Origin of the sequence: Microbulbifer hydrolyticus (assembly GCF_009931115.1) — a bacterium.
GTDB lineage: Bacteria > Pseudomonadota > Gammaproteobacteria > Pseudomonadales > Cellvibrionaceae > Microbulbifer > Microbulbifer hydrolyticus.
The window spans coordinates 2,398,012-2,420,678 of the sequence record NZ_CP047491.1 but is presented as its reverse complement, the minus strand read 5'-3'; the positions used below and the strand labels follow the sequence as shown (position 1 = coordinate 2,420,678).

At 59.5% G+C, this 22,667-nt stretch carries 22 protein-coding genes; 14 read left to right on the top strand and 8 right to left on the bottom strand.

Features of this window, described 5'->3' with window-relative positions; translation table 11 throughout:
• Together GTQ55_RS10200 and GTQ55_RS10195 are read right to left on the bottom strand one after the other, a co-directional pair.
• Entirely contained in the window at positions 1 to 1,335 is a 1,335-nt protein-coding gene (locus tag GTQ55_RS10200) for an MFS transporter (RefSeq protein WP_161858642.1), read from the bottom strand.
• A gap of 64 nt (positions 1,336 to 1,399) precedes the next feature.
• Positions 1,400 to 2,197, bottom strand: coding sequence for an SDR family NAD(P)-dependent oxidoreductase (locus tag GTQ55_RS10195; RefSeq protein WP_161858641.1), 798 nt, complete (start codon positions 2,195 to 2,197; stop codon positions 1,400 to 1,402).
• Between the two features lie 113 nt (positions 2,198 to 2,310).
• On the opposite strand from GTQ55_RS10195, the gene GTQ55_RS10190 reads away from it, so the two are divergent.
• Together GTQ55_RS10190 and GTQ55_RS10185 are read left to right on the top strand one after the other, a co-directional pair.
• A complete protein-coding gene (locus GTQ55_RS10190) occupies positions 2,311 to 4,005 on the top strand; it encodes a nitrilase-related carbon-nitrogen hydrolase (RefSeq protein ID WP_161858640.1) in 1,695 nt (564 codons plus the stop codon).
• The gene (locus GTQ55_RS10185) at positions 4,005 to 4,751 is read left to right on the top strand and encodes a hypothetical protein (protein ID WP_161858639.1); all 747 of its coding nucleotides are present in this window, start codon (positions 4,005 to 4,007) and stop codon (positions 4,749 to 4,751) included. The genes GTQ55_RS10190 and GTQ55_RS10185 overlap by 1 nt, the downstream gene beginning before the upstream one ends.
• A gap of 6 nt (positions 4,752 to 4,757) precedes the next feature.
• On the opposite strand, the gene GTQ55_RS10180 is transcribed toward GTQ55_RS10185, so the two are convergent.
• The 4 genes from GTQ55_RS10180 to GTQ55_RS10165 form a co-directional block, all read right to left on the bottom strand.
• The gene (locus tag GTQ55_RS10180; protein WP_161858638.1) at positions 4,758 to 5,540 is read right to left on the bottom strand and encodes a GntR family transcriptional regulator; all 783 of its coding nucleotides are present in this window, start codon (positions 5,538 to 5,540) and stop codon (positions 4,758 to 4,760) included.
• 70 nt (positions 5,541 to 5,610) lie between these two features.
• On the bottom strand, positions 5,611 to 6,555 hold the full coding sequence (locus GTQ55_RS10175; protein WP_161858637.1) for a polysaccharide deacetylase family protein: 945 nt from the start codon (positions 6,553 to 6,555) through the stop codon (positions 5,611 to 5,613).
• The gene (locus tag GTQ55_RS10170; RefSeq protein ID WP_161860115.1) at positions 6,552 to 7,556 is read right to left on the bottom strand and encodes a polysaccharide deacetylase family protein; all 1,005 of its coding nucleotides are present in this window, start codon (positions 7,554 to 7,556) and stop codon (positions 6,552 to 6,554) included. The genes GTQ55_RS10175 and GTQ55_RS10170 overlap by 4 nt, the downstream gene beginning before the upstream one ends.
• Positions 7,556 to 8,221 carry an isochorismatase family protein gene (locus GTQ55_RS10165; RefSeq protein WP_161858636.1) on the bottom strand — a complete coding sequence of 222 codons (666 nt, stop codon included), beginning with the start codon at positions 8,219 to 8,221 and terminating at the stop codon, positions 7,556 to 7,558. Before GTQ55_RS10165 ends, GTQ55_RS10170 begins: the two co-directional genes overlap by 1 nt.
• A 190-nt stretch (positions 8,222 to 8,411) precedes the next feature.
• On the opposite strand from GTQ55_RS10165, the gene GTQ55_RS10160 reads away from it, so the two are divergent.
• The 11 genes from GTQ55_RS10160 (at position 8,412) to GTQ55_RS10110 (ending at position 18,253) form a co-directional block, all read left to right on the top strand.
• Positions 8,412 to 9,077, top strand: coding sequence for a hypothetical protein (locus tag GTQ55_RS10160; protein ID WP_161858635.1), 666 nt, complete (start codon positions 8,412 to 8,414; stop codon positions 9,075 to 9,077).
• Positions 9,078 to 9,093: 16 nt separating this feature from the next.
• Positions 9,094 to 9,762: a glutathione S-transferase family protein gene (locus GTQ55_RS10155; protein WP_161858634.1), complete on the top strand. Its 669-nt coding sequence runs from the start codon at positions 9,094 to 9,096 to the stop codon at positions 9,760 to 9,762.
• 186 nt (positions 9,763 to 9,948) lie between these two features.
• Positions 9,949 to 10,260, top strand: coding sequence for an REDY-like protein HapK (locus GTQ55_RS10150; protein ID WP_161858633.1), 312 nt, complete (start codon positions 9,949 to 9,951; stop codon positions 10,258 to 10,260).
• A gap of 26 nt (positions 10,261 to 10,286) precedes the next feature.
• On the top strand, positions 10,287 to 11,141 hold the full coding sequence (locus tag GTQ55_RS10145; protein ID WP_161858632.1) for an SDR family NAD(P)-dependent oxidoreductase: 855 nt from the start codon (positions 10,287 to 10,289) through the stop codon (positions 11,139 to 11,141).
• Entirely contained in the window at positions 11,142 to 12,065 is a 924-nt protein-coding gene (locus GTQ55_RS10140) for a polysaccharide deacetylase family protein (protein ID WP_237567641.1), read from the top strand.
• Entirely contained in the window at positions 12,065 to 12,898 is an 834-nt protein-coding gene (locus GTQ55_RS10135; protein ID WP_161858631.1) for an HpcH/HpaI aldolase/citrate lyase family protein, read from the top strand. Before GTQ55_RS10140 ends, GTQ55_RS10135 begins: the two co-directional genes overlap by 1 nt.
• Positions 12,899 to 12,918: 20 nt before the next feature.
• On the top strand, positions 12,919 to 13,437 hold the full coding sequence (locus GTQ55_RS10130) for a MaoC family dehydratase (protein ID WP_161858630.1): 519 nt from the start codon (positions 12,919 to 12,921) through the stop codon (positions 13,435 to 13,437).
• A 32-nt stretch (positions 13,438 to 13,469) separates the two neighbouring features.
• Positions 13,470 to 14,642: an acyl-CoA dehydrogenase family protein gene (locus tag GTQ55_RS10125; protein WP_161858629.1), complete on the top strand. Its 1,173-nt coding sequence runs from the start codon at positions 13,470 to 13,472 to the stop codon at positions 14,640 to 14,642.
• Positions 14,642 to 15,835, top strand: a complete 1,194-nt coding sequence (locus GTQ55_RS10120; protein ID WP_161858628.1) for a CaiB/BaiF CoA transferase family protein — start codon at positions 14,642 to 14,644, stop codon at positions 15,833 to 15,835. Before GTQ55_RS10125 ends, GTQ55_RS10120 begins: the two co-directional genes overlap by 1 nt.
• Before the next feature lie 40 nt (positions 15,836 to 15,875).
• Positions 15,876 to 16,991, top strand: a complete 1,116-nt coding sequence (locus GTQ55_RS10115) for a CaiB/BaiF CoA transferase family protein (protein WP_161858627.1) — start codon at positions 15,876 to 15,878, stop codon at positions 16,989 to 16,991.
• Between the two features lie 92 nt (positions 16,992 to 17,083).
• Positions 17,084 to 18,253 carry an aromatic ring-hydroxylating dioxygenase subunit alpha gene (locus GTQ55_RS10110; RefSeq protein WP_161858626.1) on the top strand — a complete coding sequence of 390 codons (1,170 nt, stop codon included), beginning with the start codon at positions 17,084 to 17,086 and terminating at the stop codon, positions 18,251 to 18,253.
• A 94-nt stretch (positions 18,254 to 18,347) separates the two neighbouring features.
• Here GTQ55_RS10110 and GTQ55_RS10105 read toward each other — a convergent pair whose 3' ends face one another.
• Positions 18,348 to 19,802 (bottom strand): sodium/proline symporter, encoded by a 1,455-nt coding sequence (locus tag GTQ55_RS10105; protein WP_161858625.1) that lies wholly within the window; start codon positions 19,800 to 19,802, stop codon positions 18,348 to 18,350.
• A gap of 323 nt (positions 19,803 to 20,125) precedes the next feature.
• On the opposite strand from GTQ55_RS10105, the gene GTQ55_RS10100 reads away from it, so the two are divergent.
• Positions 20,126 to 20,371: a DUF6482 family protein gene (locus GTQ55_RS10100; RefSeq protein ID WP_161858624.1), complete on the top strand. Its 246-nt coding sequence runs from the start codon at positions 20,126 to 20,128 to the stop codon at positions 20,369 to 20,371.
• 87 nt (positions 20,372 to 20,458) lie between these two features.
• On the opposite strand, the gene GTQ55_RS10095 is transcribed toward GTQ55_RS10100, so the two are convergent.
• On the bottom strand, positions 20,459 to 22,330 hold the full coding sequence (locus GTQ55_RS10095) for a M14 family metallopeptidase (RefSeq protein ID WP_202620611.1): 1,872 nt from the start codon (positions 22,328 to 22,330) through the stop codon (positions 20,459 to 20,461).
• Positions 22,331 to 22,667 lie beyond the last annotated feature (337 nt).

Below are 22,667 nucleotides of genomic sequence, written 5' to 3'. Positions count from 1 at the left end.
TCACGATTGGCTGGTTGAAATTACGTGTTCTGGAACCGGCGTCGGTGTCGGGGTTCCCTGGTCGAGACGACTGCGAAGCCACATGCTCCACAGGAATACCGCAAAATTGAGTATGCCGAATAGTACAAATGGGGCACTTGGCGAAATTTTTGCGAACAACACACCACCGCCAGATGTGCCGAGCAGGATGCCGAAGGCTCCGGCTACCCCGAAGAAGCCGATGGTTGCGCCGCGGTAGGCTTCCGGCGCTTGCTGCCCCACCAGCGCCTGGCTACTGACAAAGGCGCTGATCTCGGCGATACCCATCACAAACAGCAGGCCGATGACCCAATTGGCCGTCGGGTCTGAGACCAGAAAGACGGCACCGTACACTGCGGCTGCCAATCCGGACGCCATGGCCACGGCGGTCACGCGCGACGTGCGGTCGGCGATCACGCCCATCAGCATGGACCCGAGCAGGGCGCCGGCAACCGTTGCCAGAACCCGCGGGACCGCCAGCTGGAACATGGCCTCGCTCGCGCTGAGTCCGAGTTCACGGGTGCCGTACTGTATCAACCACAGGGAGATAAAGGCTCCGGTCACCGCGAGATCGCCGCGCGAGATGAACGCAGCTCCGTAGGACAGTGCGGTCTGGGGGTCGCGCGCGGCCTGCAATCCGCCACGCAGAGTGTTTTTGATGGACTCTCTGGCGGCATTGGCGGTGTCGCGCATTTTCGGCGCGAGCCCCACCAGTGCAATGACGGCAGCCACCAGCCCGAGGGCGCCGCCGATGGCGAAGGTCCACTGTTGCGCAGCCAGCTCATCGAAGCCTTGGCCGGTGAATACACGCGGCAGGCTGGCCAGTGCCGGAGGAACGAAGGCGCCCAGGGTCGCCATCAGCGCCTGTACACCATTGGCGCGACCGCGGGACTCTTGGGTTGCGTAATCGGCCACGACCGTCACCATCATGCCGATCATGGCTGCGCTGCCGACGGCGACCAGCAGCCGGAAAGCAACCAGTTGTGAAATGGAGTTGGCGTGGGGGTAAAGCGCGAATCCGATCCCGGTGAGTGCAAGCCCGAATACGTAGACCGGACGGCGTCCAATGCGATCGGACAACGCGCCCGCGGTGCCCAGTAGAAGTATAAACACCAGCTCCTGCAGGGCACTGAGGAAGCCCGTGAGCATGGCCTGGGTATCTGCCGCGATGCCCATAACATGCAAAAGTCCCGGCTGCAGCACAGACAGGGCGCCGGCATAACCCGACGAAATGAATACGGCAAACAGGTAGCTGTTGAAATTGCCGCGGGAAATACCCGGAGCCAGTTGGATGCCAAGCCAGTTAGGTTGCACCATGGTCGTTCGCCTCGCCAGTAGGGGATGCTTCCCGGTTATTGTTCTGATTATTTACCCAGAGTATTCAGAGTCCGTGGCGCGCGAACTGGTCTTCGCGCTTTTTGACCATGCCCACCAGCAGGCGTGCCGTCATTTTGCCACCGGTCAGCCAGCGGATTTTTTCGCCGCTCTTGTTGCACTTCAGCATTTTTTCGACCAAAAAGGTCGCAACCGTATCGACCTGGTCCACCAGGTTGTTCATGAACCTGCGCGAACGGGTAAACCGTTCCGGGTTGGCCTTTGCGTCGCGGATGGCGGCCTCGGTTACTACCATGCCGGGGCGAATCTTGCCCACCAGTATGCCGCTACTCTTCAATTCTTTGCCGAGGGCATCGGTAAAGTAGTCCAGCCCGCGTTTGGTGCTGCCGTAGATTCCCATACCCGGGAAATACTCGCCGTCACTGCCGCCACCGAGCATATTGAAAATCTTTCCATGACCCTGCTGTCGCATGCCGGCGGCCGCCACGCGGCAACCGTTGATCGTGCCCATCAAGTTGGTGTGCACCATCGCCTCGATCTCATCCTGTGGGATATCCAGAATTGACCAGCCGGTGCGGGCGAGGCCGGCGTTGTTTACCCAGATATCGATACCGCCGAGGGAGTTCTGCCCATACTGCCACAGGGCTTCAACCTGTTGCCGGTCACCGGTATCACAGGCATATCCCTGGCATTTGCAGGCGGGCGTTTGCAGCCGCTCCAGGGCCTCGCGGACACTGTCGTCACTGCGCCCGCTGATGATGACCTTGTGGCCTCGTTGGATGAATGCCTTCGCCAGGCCGAAGCCGATGCCTTTGGTGCTGCCGGTGATGACGATGTTTGTCATGCTGCGAGTTTCCGATGCCGCGTTTGCTGTGTCGAGGCTAGTGTAATAAAGATATAACAATAGTACAATTCATGTTGTTGTGGTTTTCCACTCAATCACCGGATGGGTCAGCTATGCCAAGAATCGCCGCGCTGCAGTTCGCCACGGGTACCGATATCGCACACAACCTCAGTACTTGCCTGCGCATGATTGACCGCGCCGCGGCCGGCGGTGTGCAATTGATGGTACTGCCAGAATTCTGCAATCACATTTCCTGGTATCGCGATCGGGCGCAGGCGTGGGACTGCGCGGTGGAACTGGATGACGCCTTTCTCGGAGCCATTGCCGAGCGCGCGCGCCGCTACCGCAGCCACATCCTGATCAATGTTTCGCTGCGCCGCGAGTGGCCGCTGATCACGGTGACGTCTCTGCTGTATGGCCCTGAGGGAACCCTGCTCGGCGAGGCGGACAAGCAGAGTTTGATGGGGCACGAGAACGATTTCTTCAGCCCAGCGAAGTGTGCCGGCGGACTGGTGGAGACCGAGCTTGGCAAAATCGGCTTTATCGCCTGCCGTGACGGCATCAGTTTTGAGCCCGCGAGACGGCTGGCGCTGGCCGGGGCGGACCTGCTCTGTAACTCTCTGAATTCTTTTGCGTTTGACGAGGCCAGCCTGCACGTGCGGGCCAGGGCGGCGGAAAATCGCCTGTTTATGGTGGCGGCGAACAAGGTCGGCCCGCTGGTGCCGGAGGCGGAGTTGCAGCAAGTCAGTGCGATGACGGCAATTCCCCAAGCGCTTTTGTACGGTGCTGGCGAGAGCCAGGTGGTCGGGCCCGATGGCCGGCCGGTGATTGCCGGCAGGCGCGGGCAGGAAGAAGTGGTACTTGCGGAAATCCCCGCGCGCGGAGCGCGCCTGCAGGCGAGCCTGGGGGCGCTGGCACGTCGGCGTCCCGCGATCTACCAGCGGCTCGAGATGGACGCGGAAGACCCCACCGAAGAGGCGGCTGAGCGGATTGATATTGCCCTGCTGGATCCGCAGGGCGAAGGCGGGGCTGCGATCGAGCGGGTCATCGCGCTGTTGCGCGCACTGCCGGACAATATCCAGCTCGCCGTGCTGCCGGCGGTTTTCCCGCAGCGCGATGCAGCCAAAAACTGGTCGCGCACCGCTGCGCTTTGCCGCGAAGCAGAAGCGCAGTTGCTGGAAATTTGCCGGGAAAGGGATATCCAGGTATGTACCAGTATTATCGAAGAAGCTGAAAGCGGCTGGCAGCACCTTGGTGTTTTGCTGGACGGTAATGGTCGCCGCCTGTCACAGCCACAACTGCATCGCTGTCACCTGGGGTTGCCGCCGTCCGGCCGCGAGCTGCAGTTACTGGATTTGCCCTGGGGGCGAGTTGCGATTTTGACGGGGAATGACTGCCGGTATCCGGAGCTTGCGCGCATCGCAGCGCTGGGTGGGGCACATTGCCTGCTGATGCCGGTGGGCGCGGAAGCGCTGGGTGTGGAGAGCCACAGGGAAAATCTTCCCTTGCTGTTGGCGGCGCGCGCTGCAGAAAATCGCGTGTGTCTGGCCGCCGTCAAAGGCAAGGGCGGGGGCATGGTGGCAAGTCTGGAACGGGAGTTTACCCTGATGGAGCCGTGGCAGGAGCGCCGCTTCGATGGCAACATCAACCATCCCCTGGTAACCCTGCAGCGCGGAGAGGTGACCCTTGCCTCTCTGGCCCCGCGTGCGGCGGCCAACAAAATGATCTCTGCCAACACGCACCTGCTGCGCAGCCGCGCACACAAGTCGACCAAACGATTGTTGATCACGGTGAAAGAGGCGGGTTGATGGGGGATTGTGCAGCGGTACAACCTATCGCTCAGGGTGACTATACCTATCTGTGCGACGGGGTTCCTGTGCCGGTTTTTGAGCGCTGGTCGCTTTTCCAGGTCGGCGAACTCTTTGCACTGCATAGTACGCGCGAGATTCCGGCGCTATCGGCCGTGATTTCGGCCCGTGCGCTGATTGGTGAAGGGCGGATCAAACAGTGCGTGTTGCGCTGGCATGACGTCGATCGCCAGAAAACAATTGCCGCCTCCAGTTATCGGGCCGAAGAAAGCGCTCCTGCAAGCGGTCGCTATCTTTATCGCGCCACCGGAATGTCCACTCGACGTGTTGCCGTTGGGCGCGCGCTGTATTTTCCTTTGTTGCGTATTTTCGCCGGGCAGCTGCTGGGCGCGCTGGCTGTGCAGGAGAATGCCGAAGCGCAGGTTCTGGTGCCCTGGATTCACGATCCATCGCAGCCACGGAAGCTGTTTGTGCCGGAGTTTTCGCAGCGTCGAGTGCGTTTCCTGGAAGCGGTGTGCGCACGGAAAGGTGGGGAAATACTGGACTGCTACGAGTATGTCGGCGGCCAGTACGATCGCGGCGCGATCTATGGCATGGCCAACGGCCTGTTACGGGAATATCGCTGGCAGCAGGGGCGGAGTGAATGGGTTGTACAGCTTGAAAACCTGCAGGGATGCTGGCCGGGGGAGGCACTCTGGCCTCACCCCATGGTCCCGGCAACGGATGCAATTAGCGCGGAAACCTGACCGGGGTCAGATGTCTTCGGCCTTCAGGTCCATCTGGTATTTGAAGCGGTCCGGGTGATAAACCACGTGCATCAGATCCACCAGTTGTTCCTTGCCGTTGACCCTGCTGTAGGAGCGGCGGGTCAGGCTGAGCAGCGGTGCCCCAATGGTGGTGGCCAGTTCGCGCGCGCTCTCACTGGTGGCGGCTTCGGCGCTCAGTGTCTGGGTAACGTGTGTGATTTCCAGCCCCTGTTTGCGGAAAATTTCCAGGCGTGGTGTTTTGGCAAATTGCCTGGCGGAGACCTTGCCAGTCAGTCCTGCGGTCCAGCTGACGTAGTAACCGAAAGGTGCGCCATCGCGGGAGCGGGTACGCTCCAGCAGCAGGGCGGTTTCACCAGTGCCGAGCCCCAGTTCTTCGCGAATCTCCGCTGGTGGCTGCAGCATCTCGCAGGTGCGCACTCCCACGTCTGAGTGCCGCGCCATACTTTCGATTTCCTGCAGCATGCCTACTAAGGGCGCTTTAACCGGCTGCTGCTTGTATTCATAGGTAACATGGGTGCCCTTGCCGCGACGACGCTCCACCAGGCTCTCGCCTGCCAGTTCATCCATGGCGCGTTTGGCGGTAATGCGGGAAACACCGAAGGCCTCGGCCAGCTGAAGCTCGGTGGGCATCTGGTCGCCGCGCTCCAGGGTTCCGTTCAGAATCGCATTTTTCAGCAGGGCATACAGCTGGTAGTAGAGCGGCGCGTGCGACTCTTCGCTGAGCGATTCCAGCTGTTGCTTGCTGAACAGTGTGTTTACGGCATCCATAGCATTACGTCCTTCAGCGGGTGGAAAGCGCATAATGATATATCATTCTATGTCAAATACCAGCCGCGCCTCAGGCGGGCTCACACTCGGACTGCTTGCACTGTTTTAGCAGGGCGTCTGCCGGTGCGCTGAACACGCCGTGCTGCGCAGTGACGAATTCCAGAATGCGCTCCAGATAACCGATTCGGTGCGGTTGCCCCAGCATCCATGGGTGGATGTTCAATGCGAGGATGCGCCCACCCTGTGCTCGCGCTTCCGCGAGCAGGAAACGGCAGGCATCTTCAATCTGCTCCGCATAGGAGGTTTCCGAGTGCAGGTTGTTGCGCAAAATGAACTGGTCTTCCAGTTCGGTGGAGAGCGGCATGGCCCAGAGCTCGCCGCTGTCTGTGCGGAAGCGGTAGGGCATGTCATCGTTGACCCAGTCGCAGAAATATTCCACGCCGTGTGCGGCCAGCAGTGCTGGGGTGTTTTCGCTGTGGATCTTGCCGGGGCTTAGCCAGCCAGTTACTTCCTGGCCGGTCGCCGCGCGCAGTGTATCCAGCGTTCTTGCAATCAGCTGCGCCTCTTCGTCGCGGGGCTGGCCACCATAGTGCGGGCTGTCCATGTTCCAGCCGTGCGCAATAATTTCATCACCGCGCTCGCGCAGCAGGTCCATCAAGTAGGGCGTGCGCTGTGCCAGTTCGCCGTTGACCGCGAACGTCGGGCGCACCCCGTATCGATCCAGTGCACGCAATACCCGGTACACACCCACTCGGTTGCCGTAATCCCGCAGGGAAAAATGGCGCAGGTCCGGGTAGGGCATGGTCATGCCGCCCGCTGGGGGGAAGGGAAAGCCGCGCTGGTTGAGCGGGAAAAACTGCAGGCTCACATTCACCCACAAGGCGAGTTTGCCCTCGTTCCATTTTACCGGTGGCCGCTCGCTGAGCATCTGCCAGTCATAATGGTTGTGGTCCATGCCGTAATGGCGTTCGGGGTACTGCAGGTGTTCCGGCCCCAGATTTTTCTGTTTGCTCATGGCGTGGCTACCTTTGCATTGGGCGATGGCGAGGGGGCGGAAGCGCTCTTGGCCTGAATATCCGCACGCGCGGTGTCGTAGTAGTGCTGCAGGTAATAGTCGGCAATTTCACGGCCGGTGGTCACCCAGACGCCGGAGTGCCCGGTGATGTATTCGAGAGCCTCCTCGAACGCGCGCAACCGGTGCGGGCAGCTCACCTGATAGTTGTGGGTGGGAATGCACATGACGGTGCCGCTCTCGGCCCCCTCCTGATACAAACGGTCGAAATTGTCTTTCAGCATCTGGCCGTAGCGGCGCGGTTCCACCTTGTTCACCACATAGGCGATGGTGTCGTTCATTTCCAGCGAGTAGGGCACCGATACGAATCGTTTACCACTGCGCAGTTTGATTGGCGTGGGCTGGTCATCGTGGAACAGGTCACAAGTATAAAAACCGGCCTCGTTTCCGAACAGCTCAGTGCCCACTTCGGCAAACAGGTCGAGCGTTTCTTCCGAGTGGGACAGGGCGGGCGCCAGGTAGCCGGCACACTTCTGGCCGGTATGGCGATAAATACTTTCCATGGAGTCGCGGATCATCTCGCGCTCCTGCTCGGCGGACATGCCGTAGGTGTAGCGCGTGTTGTATATCCCGTGACTGAAAAATTCCCAGTTGCGCTCGCGGCACAGTTCGATGATTTCCGGATGGTGGTCGCACAACGCCGTGGACAGGGAAATGGAACCGCGCACACCGTACTTGTCCAGTACGGCCATCTGGCGCATATGGCCGACGCGATTGCCGTAATCACGGATGCTGTAACCGGGTACCGCGGGATTGGGTTGCGGCCAGGCCTTGCGGTGCGGGTTGGCCGGCGGATGCAATTCGTAAAACTCGATGTTGGGTGCGACCCAGAAGGCGACCTTTGCGCCGTTCGGCCAGGTCAATTTGGGCCGCTGGTGATAGGGCCAGTAGTCGTAGAAACCGGGATCGGATTTCTGTTGCTTTTCTTTGTGTTCGGCCGTCATCACTCGCCACGCTCCAGCCACTGGAAGACCTCGGCCAAATCGACCACGTCGGCGTATTTCAGCGAGAGGTCGGTCAGGTTGGCGTAGTGGTAGCTCTCGTGTTTATCGGCCACGCATTCCTCGGGAACGATGGTGCGATAGCCGCGGGAGAGGCTGTCCACCGCGGTGGCGCGAATGCAACCCGAAGTAGAACCGCCGGTCAGGATGACGGTGTCCACCTGGTGCCACACCAGCAGGGACTGCAGCTGGGTTTCAAAAAATGCACTGGGCATTTTCTTGCAGTAAATGACATCGCGCTTGGGATCGATTTCCAGGCGGTCATCGAATTCGCTGCGAGTGGAATCGAACTTGATATTCTGCAGCGAGTCGGGAGTGTCGGTGCGGGTGCCCCAGATACCGGCGTCTTCGCCGGAATCCATGTACGCGACATGGGTCCAGACCACCGGCCAGCCCTTGGCGCGAAAGCTTTTGGCCAGCTCGTTGATGTAGTGCAACTGGTTGGGGTCGGTTTCGTAGGCAGTCTTAAACAGGTCGGTGCGAGTGTAGGCTTTCTGCGGGTCGATATTGACCAGCACCGCCTTGCGTCCGAACCCGAAGCGCTTGCGCGCGGGGTTCGCCTTGATTTCCAGGTAGAGTTCTTTGGCCGTTTTGCTTGTGGTTTCCATTGGCTGCTCCCGGGCAGTGACTGGATGGGATTGTTATTTTAATTGTAATTGTTGTTATAAAAGTATAACAATATATCTATTGCGGCAATCTCCACTTGAGACCAATGTCGTCGAGCGGCTGGTGTGAGGATGGCGTTTGCCGTTATTGTTTTAACGATATTGTTACCTCAACTAAAAAGAATTGACCAGTATGAGTGCGTATCTGTTTGTAAAGTTGTTGCACAACCTGTGCTTTGTCTACTGGCTGGGAGGGGATCTCGGCACCTTTTATGCGAGCCGCTATGTAACCCGTTCCGACCTGTCGCCACAGGCGCGCAGCACTGCGCTCACTATCATGATGGGGTGTGACCAGGGGCCCCGTTTTTGTATGCCGCTGATTCTTCCGCTGGGACTGCAGCTGGCGCACATGAGCGGTCAGATGCTGGTGCCGACGGTATGGCTGTGGCTGGCCTGGGCTTTATGTCTGGGTTGGCTGCTGCTGGTGGCCACCCTGCATTTTGCCCACGGCAAAGCGTTTGTACCGGTGCTCACCCGCTTTGATTTCTATCTGCGGGTGGGCATCATCATCGTGCTGCTGGGGCTTGCGGGCTATGCGCTGGTCACCAATGTGATCCTCCCTTCCGATTGGCTCGCCATCAAGCTTGGAATCTTTGCGCTGCTGGTGCTGTGCGGACTGATGATCCGGATGCGGCTGAAAACCTTCGGTGCGGCCTGGGGGCGCCTGATGTCTGGCGACGACAGTGATTCCGTGAACCGCACTATCAGCCGTTCCATTGCATCCTGCCGGCCGTTTGTTTACCTGATCTGGGTGGGGCTGCTGGCGAATGCCGCCTACGGCCTGCACCTGATCTACTGATAGCGGGAGAATTGCTGTGAAATTGTACAACCTGCCTCATTCCCCTTATGCCGCACGGGTGCGGATCCAGATTCGCCTGCAAAACCTGCCTGTGGAGGTATTGGCGCCGCCGGTGCCTCTGCGCACTGACGCGTTTATGCAGCGCTTTCCCCTGGGCAAAGTGCCGGTGTTGGAGCTCGACAGTGGTGAGACCATTGCGGAAAGCTGGGCGATCATGGAGTACCTGGCGGAGGTCAATGCGGGGAATGGTGGCGAAGGCGGCCGTGCGCTGGTTCCGGCGGATGCCCTGGAGCGTGCACAGATGCGTATGCTCGGGCGTTATGCGGACCTGCACCTGGCTGTGAATGCGCTGTTCCCGCTGTTCCGTGCCGCCATGGGGGCCGCCGGTGAAACGGCCAGCATTGCCCAGGGCCTGCGCGGAGAACTGGCAAAAGGGGAGCGGTTGTTGGCGAGTTTTGGGGAGGGCGAGCGCCCGCTGCACCTGGGGGATGTCGCGCTGGCACCCACGCTACTGTACCTGCACGAGCTCTCGCCGCTGGTGGGCATTGACGATCCACTGGACGAATACCCCCGTCTGGCGGCCTGGTGGGCGTGGGTCAATAGCGTTGCCCCGGTACGGGAGGTGCTACACGAAGTGCGTATTGCCTACCACGCCTTTATCGAGGGGCTATCCGCTAAAGCCTGATTCGCACCCCGACGCCCCTCAAGTCCTTTGTTCCCGTGCGCGCCTGTCGGTGCGCACGGCCTCTGATCCCTCGCCGATTTCGCCCCGGCTACCGCTGTCTGGCACATGATCTAAATGTTATATTGACATAACATTAGCTCAAGAATAGGATGGTCAAACCATAGATCATCAGGCGGAGGCGCTACCGTGACTACCACTATCGTTGTGCTGTTCAACCTCAAGCCGGGCGTTAGCCCCTCTGATTACGAGGAGTGGGCGAGGACGACCGACCTGCCCACCGTGCGCAAGCTCGACGCCGTCGACCAGTTTTCTGTACTGCGCACCACCGGCCTGTTGGGGTCGGATGCGCCAGCGCCCTACCAGTACGTGGAGCTTCTGGTGGTAAAAGACATGCAGCAGTTGGGCGCGGATGTCTCCAGCGAGACCATGCAAAAGGTCGCCGCGGAGTTTCAGCAGCTTGCGGACAACCCGCAGTTTATCCTGACCGAATCCATCTGAGCCGGGCTGTGACCAGGAGGCAAACCATGACATACGCGCAGGGAAAGTATCCGGAACTGGCAGGCAAGGTAGCGGTGATTACCGGCGCCGGCCGCCGAGAGGGGTTGGGAGAGGCGATGGCCAGACGCCTGGCGGCGGAAGGCGTGAAAGTGGTATTGACCGATATCGGCCACGCGGCCGGCGAGCACATGCCGGAACAGGCGGTGGGGACCAGCGCCGAGATGGAGGAGATCGCTGCGGAGATCCGCGCCGCGGGCGGCGATGTGGCCACCTGTGTCTGCAATGTTCTCGAGCCTCAGGAAGTACACGCGGCGGCCGAATTTGCTCTTGGGCATTTCGGCAGCCTGGACATCTGGATCAACAACGCGGGCATCGGTTATCTGATGGCGCCGATTGTGGACATGGCTGCGGACAAATGGGACGCGGTGCTCGGGGTGAACCTGCGCGGCGCCTTCCTGGGTATCAAGTACGCGGCCGAGATTATGCTGCGGCAGGGACGCGGCGGCCGCATCATCAACATCGGCAGTCAGGCGTCCAAGTCCGGTTTCGCCCATGCCGCGGCCTATACCGCGTCCAAGCACGGCATGGTGGGTCTGACTCGCTCGGCGGCGCAGGAACTCGGGCCGGCCGGAATTACCGTCAACACCCTCTGTCCGAACCATGTGACCACCGGGCTGGGTGCCTGGCAGAACACGCATTTCTCTGAGGTCACGGGCAAGGGCTACGAGCGCTATATGGACGATATGCGCGCGCGCATTCCCCTTGGGCGGCCCGGGCTGCAGGAAGATGTGGCCAAGGCGTGTGCGTTCCTGTGCTCCGATGAGGCGTCTTATATCACCGGTGAGGCGATGAATGTCTCCGGCGGTGAGGAGTATCACTGAGTGGGTAACCAGGTACTGTCGGGCATGAACAGCAAGGTTTTGTGGCCGGGGGATGCCCGGCTCGCACTTTCGATTGTGGTGAATGTGGAGGAGGGCTCCGAGAGCACGCTCCTCGACGGCGACCGCGGTCCGGAGCCGGTGGACGAGCTGGGGGTGGCGCCGCGCAAGCCAATCCGCGCGCACGCCAACGAGAGCAATTACGAATATGGCATCCGCGAGGGCTGGCCGCGTATTCAGGCGCTGCTGCAGCGCTATCAGGTGCCGGCCACTTTCTGCGCGGCGGCGCTGGCCCTGGAGCGTGCCCCGCAAATCGCACGTTTTATTGCCGAGGGCGAGCACGAGGTGTGCAGTCATGGCTACCGCTGGCAGCACCAGTTCGGTATGGATGAAGACGCGGAGCGGAAATTCATTCGCGATGCCATTGCGTCGATTGCCAATACCACCGGGCAGCGCCCCCGTGGCTGGCTGAGCCGCTACCTGCACACCGACAACACCCGGCGGCTGTTGCAGGAGGAGGGCTTTGATTACCACATGGACGACTACAGCGCGGATGAGCCGTTCTGGGCGCCGGTGCAGGGTTCCGACAAGCCCATGCTGGTCCTGCCATATGCCATCGACTCCAACGATATGAAATTCTGGACCGCGCCGTCGCTGACGCCGCAGGCATGGCTCGATTATGCCTGCCGAACCCTCGATACCCTGCTGGCAGAGGGGGGCAGCCGCACGCGCATGATGTCCCTCGGCCTGCACCTGCGGATTATCGGCCGCCCGGGACGTATCGGCGCACTGGAAGAATTCCTGCGCTATGCCAAGGGCCAGGACGGGGTCTGGTTTACCACTCGCGCCGCCATCGCCGAAGCCTTTGCTGCCCAGGTCCCGGCCACTCAGGTGCGCGAACCACTGCGCGGTTGGGAGTACGTCTGATGCTTAACGCACGCAGCCTGTTGTTCGTACCGGGACATCGCCCCGACCGGTTTGAGAAGGCGCTGGATAGCGGTGCCGACCTGGTGTGCATCGATCTCGAAGATGCGGTGCCGTTGGCCCAGAAAGCGGACGCCCGCACGGCCGTATGTGATTTTCTCGCGCGCTGTGATCTGCCGGTGCTAGAGCGGCTGGTGGTTCGCGTCAGTGCGGTCAGCAGCGACGAGGGCAGGGCGGATCTGTACGCGCTTTCCCGGGGCCGCCTGCCCGCGCGACTGATGCTGGCAAAAACGGAAAATGCCGCGGAGGTGGCAACCGCAGCGAGTCTGCTGGGGCAGCCGGTCGGTTGGATCGCGTTGATCGAAAGTGCGTCCGGCCTGCTTGGGTTGGAGTCTATCTGCCGCGACAGCGCACTGGACGCCGTGATGTTTGGCGGTGGTGATTTCGCCGCGCAGGTGGGTGCCGATTTCGCGTGGGAGCCCTTGCTGTGGGCGCGTTCGCAAATGGTGTTGACCGCCGCAGCGTACCGGCTGCCGGTCATCGATGTGCCTTTTCTGGATGTGCGCGATGTACAGGGGATCGAGAGTGAAGCACGCCGTGTGGCCGCACTGGGTTTTTCTGCCAAGGCCGCGATTCATCCAGCGCAGATAGAGGGGATTCACCGCGGCTTTTCGCCGACGCCGGAAGCGCTGCGAAAGGCGCAGGAAATCGTACGCGTATTTGAGCAGGCACAGGGCGGTGCTGTTGTCGTGGATGGACGCATGGTGGATCAACCCATCGTGGACAGCGCGCGCAAGCTGATTGCGCGCGTGCATGCCGAAAAAGAATTTGTGTAAACCGCAGTGGAATCTTAGCTATGGCTGGAGAAGTAAAACAGGTTGGTGAAAACCGCTACCGTGAAACGTTCGGACGCTTTTTTGACGATTTCAAAGTGGGCGACATCTACGAGCACCGCCCAGGGCGCACCATCACCGAAACCGACAATACCTGGTTCACGCTGCTGACCATGAATACCCATCCCGCGCACTTTGACAAGGTATATGCGGAGGGTACGGAATTTGGCAAACCGCTGGTGTGCAGTCCATTCACCGTGGCGTTGATGGTCGGTATGAGTGTGACGGATATCAGCCAGAAGGCCATCGCCAACCTGGGATGGGATGACATTCGGCTGACTGCGCCGCTGTTCGTGGGAGATACCCTCTACGCGGAATCGGAAGTGCTGGACAAGCGCGAGTCCAAGTCGCGCCCGAACCAGGGCATCGTTACCGTGCGTACCCGCGGTATCAAGCAGGACGGCACCGAAGTGTGCTCGTTCGTACGCAAGGTGCTGGTGTGGAAACGCGGCGCCGAAATGGAAGACAAAGTGAATTATTGATTCCGGGCAAGTAGTAACAGGAGACAGTAATAATGGGCTGGACTGCAGAAGACGAGGCCGCGATTCTCGATACCATAGACCGCTTCGTGGCGAACGAAGTGGCACCGATCGCGCGGGAAAAGGATCTCGCCGACGAGTATCCCCACGAGCTGGTGGAAACCATGAAGTCCCTCGGACTGTTTGGTGCCACCATCGGTGAAAATTATGGCGGACTGGCGCTGTCGGCCACTACCTACGCGCGCATCGTGCAGAAAATTTCCGCAGTGTGGATGGCGCCCGGTGGTATTTTCAACTCCCATCTGATCATGGCGGCGGCGATCGAACGCTTCGGTACCGAAGAGCAGAAACAGCGCTTTTTGCCGTTGATGGCGGAGGGAGCCCTGCGCGGCGGCATCGCCTTGACGGAACCCAATGCCGGCTCCGACCTGCAGGCGATCCGCTGTGTGGCCAAGCGCGATGGTGATGAGTACGTGATCAACGGCAGCAAGATGTGGATCACCAATGCGATGAATGGCAACTGTCTGGGCTTGCTGGTGAAAACTGACCCCAATGCGGAACCCCGTCACCGCGGTATGTCCATGTTTGCTATTCGCACCAAGGATGACGCGGGCAATCTGCTGCCGGGTATTACCGTCAACAAAATCAAGAAAACCTGCTATCGCGCCATCGACACGGCGGAGGTAGTGTTTGAGGATTTCCGCGTGTCCGCCGATGATCTGGTCGGTGGCGAGGAAGGTCGCGGATTCCATATGGCGGTCGGCGGACTGGAACTCGGTCGTATCAACGTCGCCGCGCGCGGTGCCGGCATCGCCCAGGGTGCCCTGAAACTGGCGGTGCGCTATGCCTCCGAGCGGGAAACCTTTGGCAAGCCGATCATTCAGCACCAGGCCATCCAGCTAAAGCTGGGGGAGATGGCGGCGAAAGTCGAGGCGGCAAAGCTGCTGGTGGAGCAGGCGGCGCGTATGTACGACAGCGGCCAGCGCTGCGACATGGAAGCGGGCATGGCCAAGTATTTTGCCAGTGAGGCCGGAGTGTTCTGCGCCCAGGAGGCCATGCGAATTTTCGGTGGTTACGGTTTTTCCACCGAGTATGAAATCGAGCGCTACTACCGCGACGCCATGCTGATGTGCGTGGGCGAGGGCACCAACGAAATGCAACGCATCATCATCGCCAAACAGTTGGCGGCCCGCGAGGCGGCTCTGTAATGCATAACAAACCACTGGCGGGCATCCGGGTGATCGCCGTGGAGCAGTATGGGGCCGGTCCTTTCGGTTCGATGCAGCTTGCGGACATGGGGGCCGAGGTCATCAAGATCGAAAATCCCGCCACCGGCGGCGATGTGGCCCGACAGTCCGGCCCCTATTTCCTGGGGGATAATGACAGCGATTTTTTCCAGACCTTCAATCGCAGCAAAAAGAGCCTGACGCTGGACCTGAAGAGTCCGGAAGGGCGCAAGATTTTCGAGCGCCTGGTGCAGAGCGCCGATATCGTGATGAACAATCTGCGCGGTGACCAGCCGGCTAAGCTGGGGCTGGATTACGACAGCCTGGGGGGCGTCAAGCGAGAGATCATCTGCGGGCATCTCTCCGCTTATGGTCGCGACAACGACCGCGCCGGATGGCCCGGATACGACTATCTGATGCAGGCCGAGATGGGGTTCATGGACTTGACCGGAGAGCCGGGGTCTCCGCCCGCGCGCTTCGGTCTGTCGATGGTGGATTTCATGAGCGGGGTGACCCTTGCCATGGCGGTGCTCGGTGTCCTGGTCGGTGTGCTGCGCGGTGGCACCGGGCGCGACGTGGACGTCAGCCTGTTCGATGTGGCGGCGACTCAACTTACCTATCCCGCCACCTGGTACCTGAATCGAGGCCACGAGACTGGGCGCGTGCCGCGTTCGGGTCACCCGTCAACGGTTCCCTGCCAGATTTACCGCAGTGCCGATGGCTGGGTGTTTGTCATGGCCATGACCGAGAAATTCTGGCAGGTCCTGGTGGAGGGGCTGGGGCGTCCCGACCTGTTGGCGGACGTGCGATTTGCCACGGTGGCGGCGCGCCGCCAGTATCGTGAGACACTGACGGAAATCCTGGATACGGAGTTCTCCTCGCAACCCAATGCCCATTGGATGGCGGTATTTGCCGGTCGCCTGCCACTGGCTCCGGTGAACACTTTTGCCCAGGCCATGGACAACCCCTGGTTGGCGCAAACCGGTCTGCTGCAGTCGCTGCCACATGTTGACAATAGTCAATTCAGGCTGCTGGCAAGCCCGTTAAAATTCGATGGAAACAGGCCCACAGGAACCGGCTGCTCTGCCCTCGGCGCAGACAGCGAGGAGCTGTTGCTCGGGCTCGGTTATTCCGCTGAAGACATTGCAGCGTGGAGAAGCGGGCAGGTTATCTGAGCCGGGCATTACCTTGTTCTGACCGGAGGCAATCCGCCCAATGAAACTGCAAGGCATACGTGTTGTTGACCTCTCGCTGTTTTTGCCGGGACCGCACCTGACCATGATGATGGCGGACCACGGGGCGGAGGTGATCAAGGTGGAGCCGCCCGCCGGTGAGCCGGCGCGCCGTATCGGATTGCGTAAAAATGGCGAAGCGGTTTGGTTCCGCAATACTCATCGCGGGAAAAAAAGCCTCTGTCTCAACCTCAAGGACGAGCAGCAGAAACAGCAGCTGCTGAAGCTCATCGACAGCGCCGATGTATTTGTCGAGGGCTTCCGTCCGGGCGCGATGGCCCGTTTGGGGCTGGACTACGCCACGCTCAGTGCCCGCAACCCGCGTCTGGTCTACTGCTCAATCTCCGCGTTCGGCCAGTCCGGCCCCAAGAATCAGAAACCCGCACATGATCTCAGTATTCAGGCAGATTCAGGAACCGTGTTCCTGAATGAGGGGGCGGATGGTGAACCCTGTTCTCCTGCGATGCCGGTCGCGGATATGGCCGCGTCTCTGATGGCGCTTTCGGGCATACTAATGGCGCTGTTGCGGCGCAGGGATACCGGGCAGGGTGACTATCTGGATATTTCCATGCAGGACAGCCTCGTGGCCTGGCTGCCGAACGCCCTTGGTCCGGTATTTGCCGAGGGGCGCTCGCCGGTGGTCAAGCGGGAGCGCTCGTGGGGAGGCAATGCGATGTATCGTATTTATCGCACTGCGGATGGTCGGCATTTGACCCTCGGTGGCAGCGAAGTGAAGTTCGCGGAGAATCTTTTCCGCAAGCTGGGGCGACCCGAATTGGCGTCAACCTGTGCGCGTCCGCCCGGCGAGCAACAGGAGGCGATCGAGTTTCTGCAGCACGAGTTTTCCCTGCGCACGCTGGCGCAATGGACTGAATGGTTTGAAGATCTCGATGTGTGCTGGTCACCGGTGCGCCTGTTGCACGAGGCGCTGGACGAAGAGCACCTGTGGCAGCGGCGGATGGTTTTCGAGGATGATGAGGGTAACCGTCACCTGGGGGTGCCCATTAAATATTTGCACGAGCCGGCCCAAGTGAACACCGGCTTGCCGAAGTTGGGTGAGCACAACCAGAGCCTGCTGCCGTTAGGGCAGGAAATCTGACGGAAAAAACAAACACAACGATAACAAGAGTGATCTCGCTGGAGCGCAAATGCGTAAACAGTACAGATCAATAACACACTGGGATGGAAATCATGCTGACGAACCTGTGGTATGTAGCAGAGTGGTCCAAAGCGGTAAAGGATAAGCCCGTCCGCGTCAAAATGCTCGGACAGAACTTCGTTCTGTTTCGCGACAAAAGTGGCAAGGTGAACTGCCTGAGCGATGTGTGTATCCATCGCGGCGGATCACTCTCCAAGGGCTGGACCACCGAGCGCGATTGTGTGGCCTGCCCCTATCACGGCTGGGAGTTCGACGCCGAAGGGAAAGTGCAATTCATTCCATCCCGGGGAGAGGGTGCGCCTATCCCGGAGCGGGCGCGCATCGATGCCTATCCCACGCAGGAGCGCTACGGCATGATCTGGGTGTTTATGGGGGATCTTCCTGAGGAGGAGCGCTACCCCATTCCAGATTTTCCAGAATATGACGATAAGCAGACCTGGCGCGCCGTAGAGGTTGAGTACAACTGGCAGGGGTCCGTGGATCGTGTACTTGAGAACGGTATCGATATCGCCCATACGTCTTTTGTACACCCCGGTTTTGGCTATAAGGAAATGGCGGACAAGAACCAGATCCTGAAAGTGGATCGCGGTGAGTACTGGGGTTCCTCCGACAACGTTCTGTATCCCCCCCAGTTGCAGGGCAACTTTGGTCTGATGAAACTGTTTCGCCGCGATAAACAGGCCACTTATGTGACGCCGGCTTTTTACCTGCCGGGGCACTGTGTCCGCCTGCACATCAAGGTGAACTCCTGGATGGAGATGATCATTTTCGATGCCAATACCCCCGTCGACGAGAACACCACCCGTTCCTTTGCCGTGCAAGTGCGTAATTTCTTCAAGTGGCCGATATTCGACAAAGGTTCGAAGAAGCGAACCAGCAAAGTTTTCGGGGAGGACGGCGCTATCGTTTCGGAACTGTCGCCGAATTACTTGCCGGAGTCCCTCGAGCATGAAGTGTCTGTGGAGCAGGACAAGTTCATGAGTGCCTGGCGTATGATTCGCAGGAAGCATATTGAGGAAAAAGGCTGGAAGATCGATACCAAGGCCATGAAGCCGTTTGAGGGAGAGAAAGTATTTACGATTCCATCCCCGGCGCGCCGCACCAATCCCCACTTCAAGTGGGCGCTGGATACCGTGCCGCTGGTCGCGCCTACCCGGCGACCTGTGGCGGCGGAGACCACGACGAAACCTGAAGAGGTCTGACTCACGTCAAACGGGCCTCACCCGCTTGCGAAAAAGCCGTGCTTATAAGCACGGCTTTTTCGTTTGTGCGCACCGGTGATTGGGGCATCCGAGGCTATGGCGTCTGGTCGCTGGTGGGTACTGTGCGAAATTTTGGTGAGAATCGCCGTAAAGCCAGAGGCACTAGAAGAACTGCACTGGCGGCACAGAAAGGAATGAGCCTTTCCGCCCAGTCGCCGGGTGTGTTGGGAAGCAGGTAAAGCGCTACTGCGAGCACGAAGCCGGTAACAATCGAGTGTGCCACCGTGCGGGTAGCCAACGGCAGTCCCCCAAGCCGCGCGAGAACTGTCGGTCCGAATGCCGACCCTATGGCAATCCAGGCAAACAGCACCCGCTCAAAAATCGTCGCTGGCAGGTAGAGGGCAACCAGTACCGCCAGTGTCGCCACCGCCGTCATCGACAGTCGCGAAAGCAGCAGCTCGCGCCCGGGCAGCAGACGCTGCAGTTTGAGGTCATGGGATATGGTGGACGCGACTACCAAGAGCATGCTGTCGGCGGTAGACATAATGGCAGACAGCACGGCCGCGAGCAGCATCGCGGCCAACACCGGCGAGAGCAGTTGGCTGGACAGCTGGAAAAACAGTGACTCGGGGTCTGCCAGATCGGGGACCAGGATTCTGCCCATCAGGCCGAGTGCGAACATGCAGGAAAAAATGAGAGTGATCCAGCCAATGGCCAGCCACTGGGCCGTTCTGAGCGCGCGGTCGTCCCGCAGTGCCATGAAGCGGTTCAGCAGATGCGGCTGGCCGAGCGTGCCTATACCAACGGCCAGGTTGCCAACAATGAAACCGACCGCGGCAAGACCGACATTATTTCCTGTCGGTACCCAGCTCGATCCCGCGAAAACCCCGGAGTCGATGATGGCTTCCCAGCCACCCAGGTGCACGAAGGCGGTACACGGTAACAGAATGGCCGCAACCAGCATCAGGATACCTTGCAGCGTATCGGTAATGCTGGCGGCCCAAAAGCCGCCGAGAAACGTATAGATGGTGATGATGGCGGCACCGAGAATCAGGCTCTCGGCCAGTGGCAGGTCAAACACACTGGCAAAGGTCGTGGCCGACCCCTGAAATTGGGCAGCAATGTAGAAAATGAAAGACACGAGGATAATCACAGAGGCAATCTGTGCGATGGGAGTAACGCTGCCAGCTGCCTGTTGCTTGCCATCCCCGGCGAGAAACTCTGTCAGGGTTATTTGGTCCACTGTCCGGGTGTGCTGCATCAGGCGCGGTGCAATCCATAGCCATGCCACGGCACATCCTGCGATGGCGCCCGCCGCAATCCAGATGGCTGAAATCCCCAGAACGTAGGTGACCCCGCTCATGCCAAGCAGCGTCCAGGCGGATGCGCTGCTCGCGCCATAACTGACCGCAGCAACTACAGGTCCGAGGTTGCGACTGCCGAGAAAGTAATCCGTTGTGTTCCGGGTTCTTTGCTGGGACCAGAAGCCAATGAGCAGCAGCAGGAGCTTGTAAATGACCAGGGTGTAGATGGCGACCGATGTATCCATGCGGTTTTCCGGATCAGTGCTCGCCTCCAAGGTGCCGGAGGTGTATTGCAAAGAACTTTAACCCGCGCAGGTGCATTTTTTAATAACGGAAGTCGCTAAGAACTCGCCCGTTTTTGACAAATATCAAAAGGCTGGTGTGGTGCTAGATGCTGATCGAAATGGACGGTTAAATGGACCGCTGAATGGACCTTTAAAGAAGCCAGCTTGCCCATGTCACACCGGCTATGTCGCAGGCAGTCAAATTTCCTGTCGCGTAGCTTTCACCTTAAGCTGAAGTAAAGGTGCGGCCGGGGCTATCAGCCCCGTGTGCCCAAGGAGGCAACATGAACCTGCAGATCCTCTCTCTAGAGGGACAGTTTTATCTCGTTCGGACCGTTGATGAAAACGGGGCCCAGCTTCTGACGGACCGGAAGTCGCATCCGCACAGGTTTCACTGCCTTGAAGAGATCCGTGACCACTTCCGGAGTCACGTTCTTGATGAGGTTTGGCTGGAGCAGATGACGCCTTACGAGGAGATGTGTGGCCTGACCGACGACACCGCGCCCTTGCGCATCAAGCTGAACTGGTAGGGCTTCAGCGCGGGTAAAGCCGCGCTGCTATACGGTATTGCAGGCGCCCCCGATGGAGGCAGCCCGCCAGTTCTGATACGGGTGATCTCAGTACTGCAGTAACACCGGATACTTGAGGTACTCCTGATCGTAGTAGGAGCTGCGCTGGTAGAAGAACGCCAGTCGCGCGGAGGGATTCTCTTCAAACGCCTTGTCCTTCAATTTTTGTTCAAACTCCTTTTTGAGCTTCGGGTCTTGTGCCAGCATCTTCTCTGCCAGGGGAATTAGCGCATACGGCTCGGCATATTCCGTGCGCTGGAACATCTGATTGAAGAACCCCCATTGAAACAGGGAGTCCGGCCCGCGTGGGTCGAGCAGGGCGGTGGCCAGTTTTCCCAGTGGTTGGTCCGTGCTGACTTTTACATAGTTGCCCAGCGGCTTATCTATTTGTTGCTGTGAGAACTCGGCCTGCACGCGGAAGTGTCCCTCGAAGGGGGCATTGGCGAATTCGTGGGCTTCAGCGGTGAATTCGGTAACTGTGCCGGATTTCTGTTCCGGCTCGCTGACTTCAATCCCGTGCGCCTTGAGTCTGGAGATGACCAGCTGCTCGTGACGCGGGATATAGAATGTATCGGGCACCGGTACCTCTACCGCCTTTACTTCATCCCGGAATACCGGAAGGCCAACATAGTCTTTGGCCTTGCCCAGCCATACTACCTGCTCCTGGCCGCTGATCGGGTTTTGTGACTTCCTGTAGGCGATGCCTTTGAAGGGCTTATCCGCATAGACGGTGAGATCGGGTTTCTCGTTCGCGCGCCAGGCCAGTACCTGGGTTTGCGGCCGTCGCTTCTGGTCACTGTCGATCGCACTTTTTAGCGCACTGCCATGTTCGGCCAGTGATTCCAGAGCCGCCTCGATCAGGACATAAGTTCCCAGCACCCGCTGGCGGTAGGGTTTGAGAGAGTGGTTTTCCACCAGTACGGTTGGGGTATGGCGCAGATCACCCAGGCCATTGGAGAAGCGGGGGCTTGCGGTCCAGTGGCTGATACCGTCGGAGAATTCGCTACTGTTTACGCCGAAGATCAGCGGGCCGGGGATGTGTCCGGCTTCGCTCAGGGCGCTGTCTACGTCCCCCTGAAAGTGCGTCTCCAGCCATTGGGCAACGGCGGGGGAGTCGCTGGCGAACGCGCCGTTGTAGCCATAGGTGATGTCGTACTGGTAGTCCTCGCCATCGGTTACATGGACATCCAGATAGAGCGCCGGCTGGTAGTCGTTGATTACGTCCATTACGGCGCGCAGTTCCGGCGTGTCCAGTTTGGTGTAGTCGCGGTTGAGGTTCAGGTTGTTGCCATTGGTGCGCCAGCCGGCGTTTTCCGGGCCGCGCTGGTTCATCCGGTTGTAAGGGCCTGAGCGTTCGTGGCCATCGACATTCAGGATGGGGATTACCAGCAGGTTGACCTGGTGGACCAGTGCGTCGAGCTTTTCATCGCCCCGGATGTAGTCCCGCAGTAGCATAAAGCTGGCATCCTTGCCGTCAATTTCCCCGGAGTGGATTCCTGCCTGCACCAGCAGGGTCGGTTTGTCATTGGTTCTTGGGTCGCTGCCACCGTCACTGACGGTTATCAGCTGAATCTTGCGGCCACTGGTGGCGCTGCCGATGTCCTCGACCTGGATATTGGCGCTGGCCTCGGCCAGCCTGCTGGCGAAGGCTCTGGTGTTCTCGTAATCGGGGGTTGTTTTGAAGTCGCTGGATTCAGCAGGCGTCACCCAATCGCCGGATTTCTGAATAAGCTTTTCAGAGGCGCCATGCCAGGGCAGCAGTTTTGGCAGGGGAGCGCTGAGCTCAGTGGCCGCCATCGTGCTCGTGGTGGCGGCCGCCAGTAACAGCGCACTAAACACACCCAGCCAAGGATGCCTGCGGGTCAGCGGGGTGCGGTTGATATCCGGAATCTGCGTCAGGGCCATACTGGTTGTTTCCATTCAGGGTTGGTTTCGTGCTGGCGGCAAGCCCTCAGCGCTAGGGGCCGTATATAAAGTTCTATTTAAACCGCTTTCAATGCAAAGGCCTGAGTATATAAGGATGACAAAGGCCTGGTAAAACCCCGGCGGGCCAGCACCAGTGGCGGGCCGACATACAAAAAGTATAAAAATCTATTGACACGAGGATTGCAGGCAATATCCTTTGCCGCAACTTTTACCCACGAAACAGGAGCCATGAAATGCCAAAACGGAGAATACTCTTGAGTTCTAACTGAACCGCCTTTCATGTGCTCGCGCTTGAAAGGTGTTACCGCCTTTCAAGCCAGATCTCTCTGAA

What these genes read in the sequence shown, in the direction of transcription:
- GTQ55_RS10185 (WP_161858639.1), top strand. Translation starts at nt 4,005, where the DNA reads ATGGGGGATTGTGCAGCGGTACAACCTATCGCTCAGGGTGACTATACC.
- GTQ55_RS10180 (WP_161858638.1), bottom strand. Translation starts at nt 5,540, where the DNA reads ATGGATGCCGTAAACACACTGTTCAGCAAGCAACAGCTGGAATCGCTC.
- GTQ55_RS10165 (WP_161858636.1), bottom strand. Translation starts at nt 8,221, where the DNA reads ATGGAAACCACAAGCAAAACGGCCAAAGAACTCTACCTGGAAATCAAG.
- GTQ55_RS10175 (WP_161858637.1), bottom strand. Translation starts at nt 6,555, where the DNA reads ATGAGCAAACAGAAAAATCTGGGGCCGGAACACCTGCAGTACCCCGAA.
- GTQ55_RS10160 (WP_161858635.1), top strand. Translation starts at nt 8,412, where the DNA reads ATGAGTGCGTATCTGTTTGTAAAGTTGTTGCACAACCTGTGCTTTGTC.
- GTQ55_RS10170 (WP_161860115.1), bottom strand. Translation starts at nt 7,556, where the DNA reads ATGACGGCCGAACACAAAGAAAAGCAACAGAAATCCGATCCCGGTTTC.
- GTQ55_RS10130 (WP_161858630.1), top strand. Translation starts at nt 12,919, where the DNA reads ATGGCTGGAGAAGTAAAACAGGTTGGTGAAAACCGCTACCGTGAAACG.
- GTQ55_RS10190 (WP_161858640.1), top strand. Translation starts at nt 2,311, where the DNA reads ATGCCAAGAATCGCCGCGCTGCAGTTCGCCACGGGTACCGATATCGCA.
- GTQ55_RS10120 (WP_161858628.1), top strand. Translation starts at nt 14,642, where the DNA reads ATGCATAACAAACCACTGGCGGGCATCCGGGTGATCGCCGTGGAGCAG.
- GTQ55_RS10095 (WP_202620611.1), bottom strand. Translation starts at nt 22,330, where the DNA reads ATGGAAACAACCAGTATGGCCCTGACGCAGATTCCGGATATCAACCGC.
- GTQ55_RS10125 (WP_161858629.1), top strand. Translation starts at nt 13,470, where the DNA reads ATGGGCTGGACTGCAGAAGACGAGGCCGCGATTCTCGATACCATAGAC.
- GTQ55_RS10115 (WP_161858627.1), top strand. Translation starts at nt 15,876, where the DNA reads ATGAAACTGCAAGGCATACGTGTTGTTGACCTCTCGCTGTTTTTGCCG.
- GTQ55_RS10110 (WP_161858626.1), top strand. Translation starts at nt 17,084, where the DNA reads ATGCTGACGAACCTGTGGTATGTAGCAGAGTGGTCCAAAGCGGTAAAG.
- GTQ55_RS10195 (WP_161858641.1), bottom strand. Translation starts at nt 2,197, where the DNA reads ATGACAAACATCGTCATCACCGGCAGCACCAAAGGCATCGGCTTCGGC.
- GTQ55_RS10105 (WP_161858625.1), bottom strand. Translation starts at nt 19,802, where the DNA reads ATGGATACATCGGTCGCCATCTACACCCTGGTCATTTACAAGCTCCTG.
- GTQ55_RS10100 (WP_161858624.1), top strand. Translation starts at nt 20,126, where the DNA reads ATGAACCTGCAGATCCTCTCTCTAGAGGGACAGTTTTATCTCGTTCGG.
- GTQ55_RS10145 (WP_161858632.1), top strand. Translation starts at nt 10,287, where the DNA reads ATGACATACGCGCAGGGAAAGTATCCGGAACTGGCAGGCAAGGTAGCG.
- GTQ55_RS10200 (WP_161858642.1), bottom strand. Translation starts at nt 1,335, where the DNA reads ATGGTGCAACCTAACTGGCTTGGCATCCAACTGGCTCCGGGTATTTCC.
- GTQ55_RS10135 (WP_161858631.1), top strand. Translation starts at nt 12,065, where the DNA reads ATGCTTAACGCACGCAGCCTGTTGTTCGTACCGGGACATCGCCCCGAC.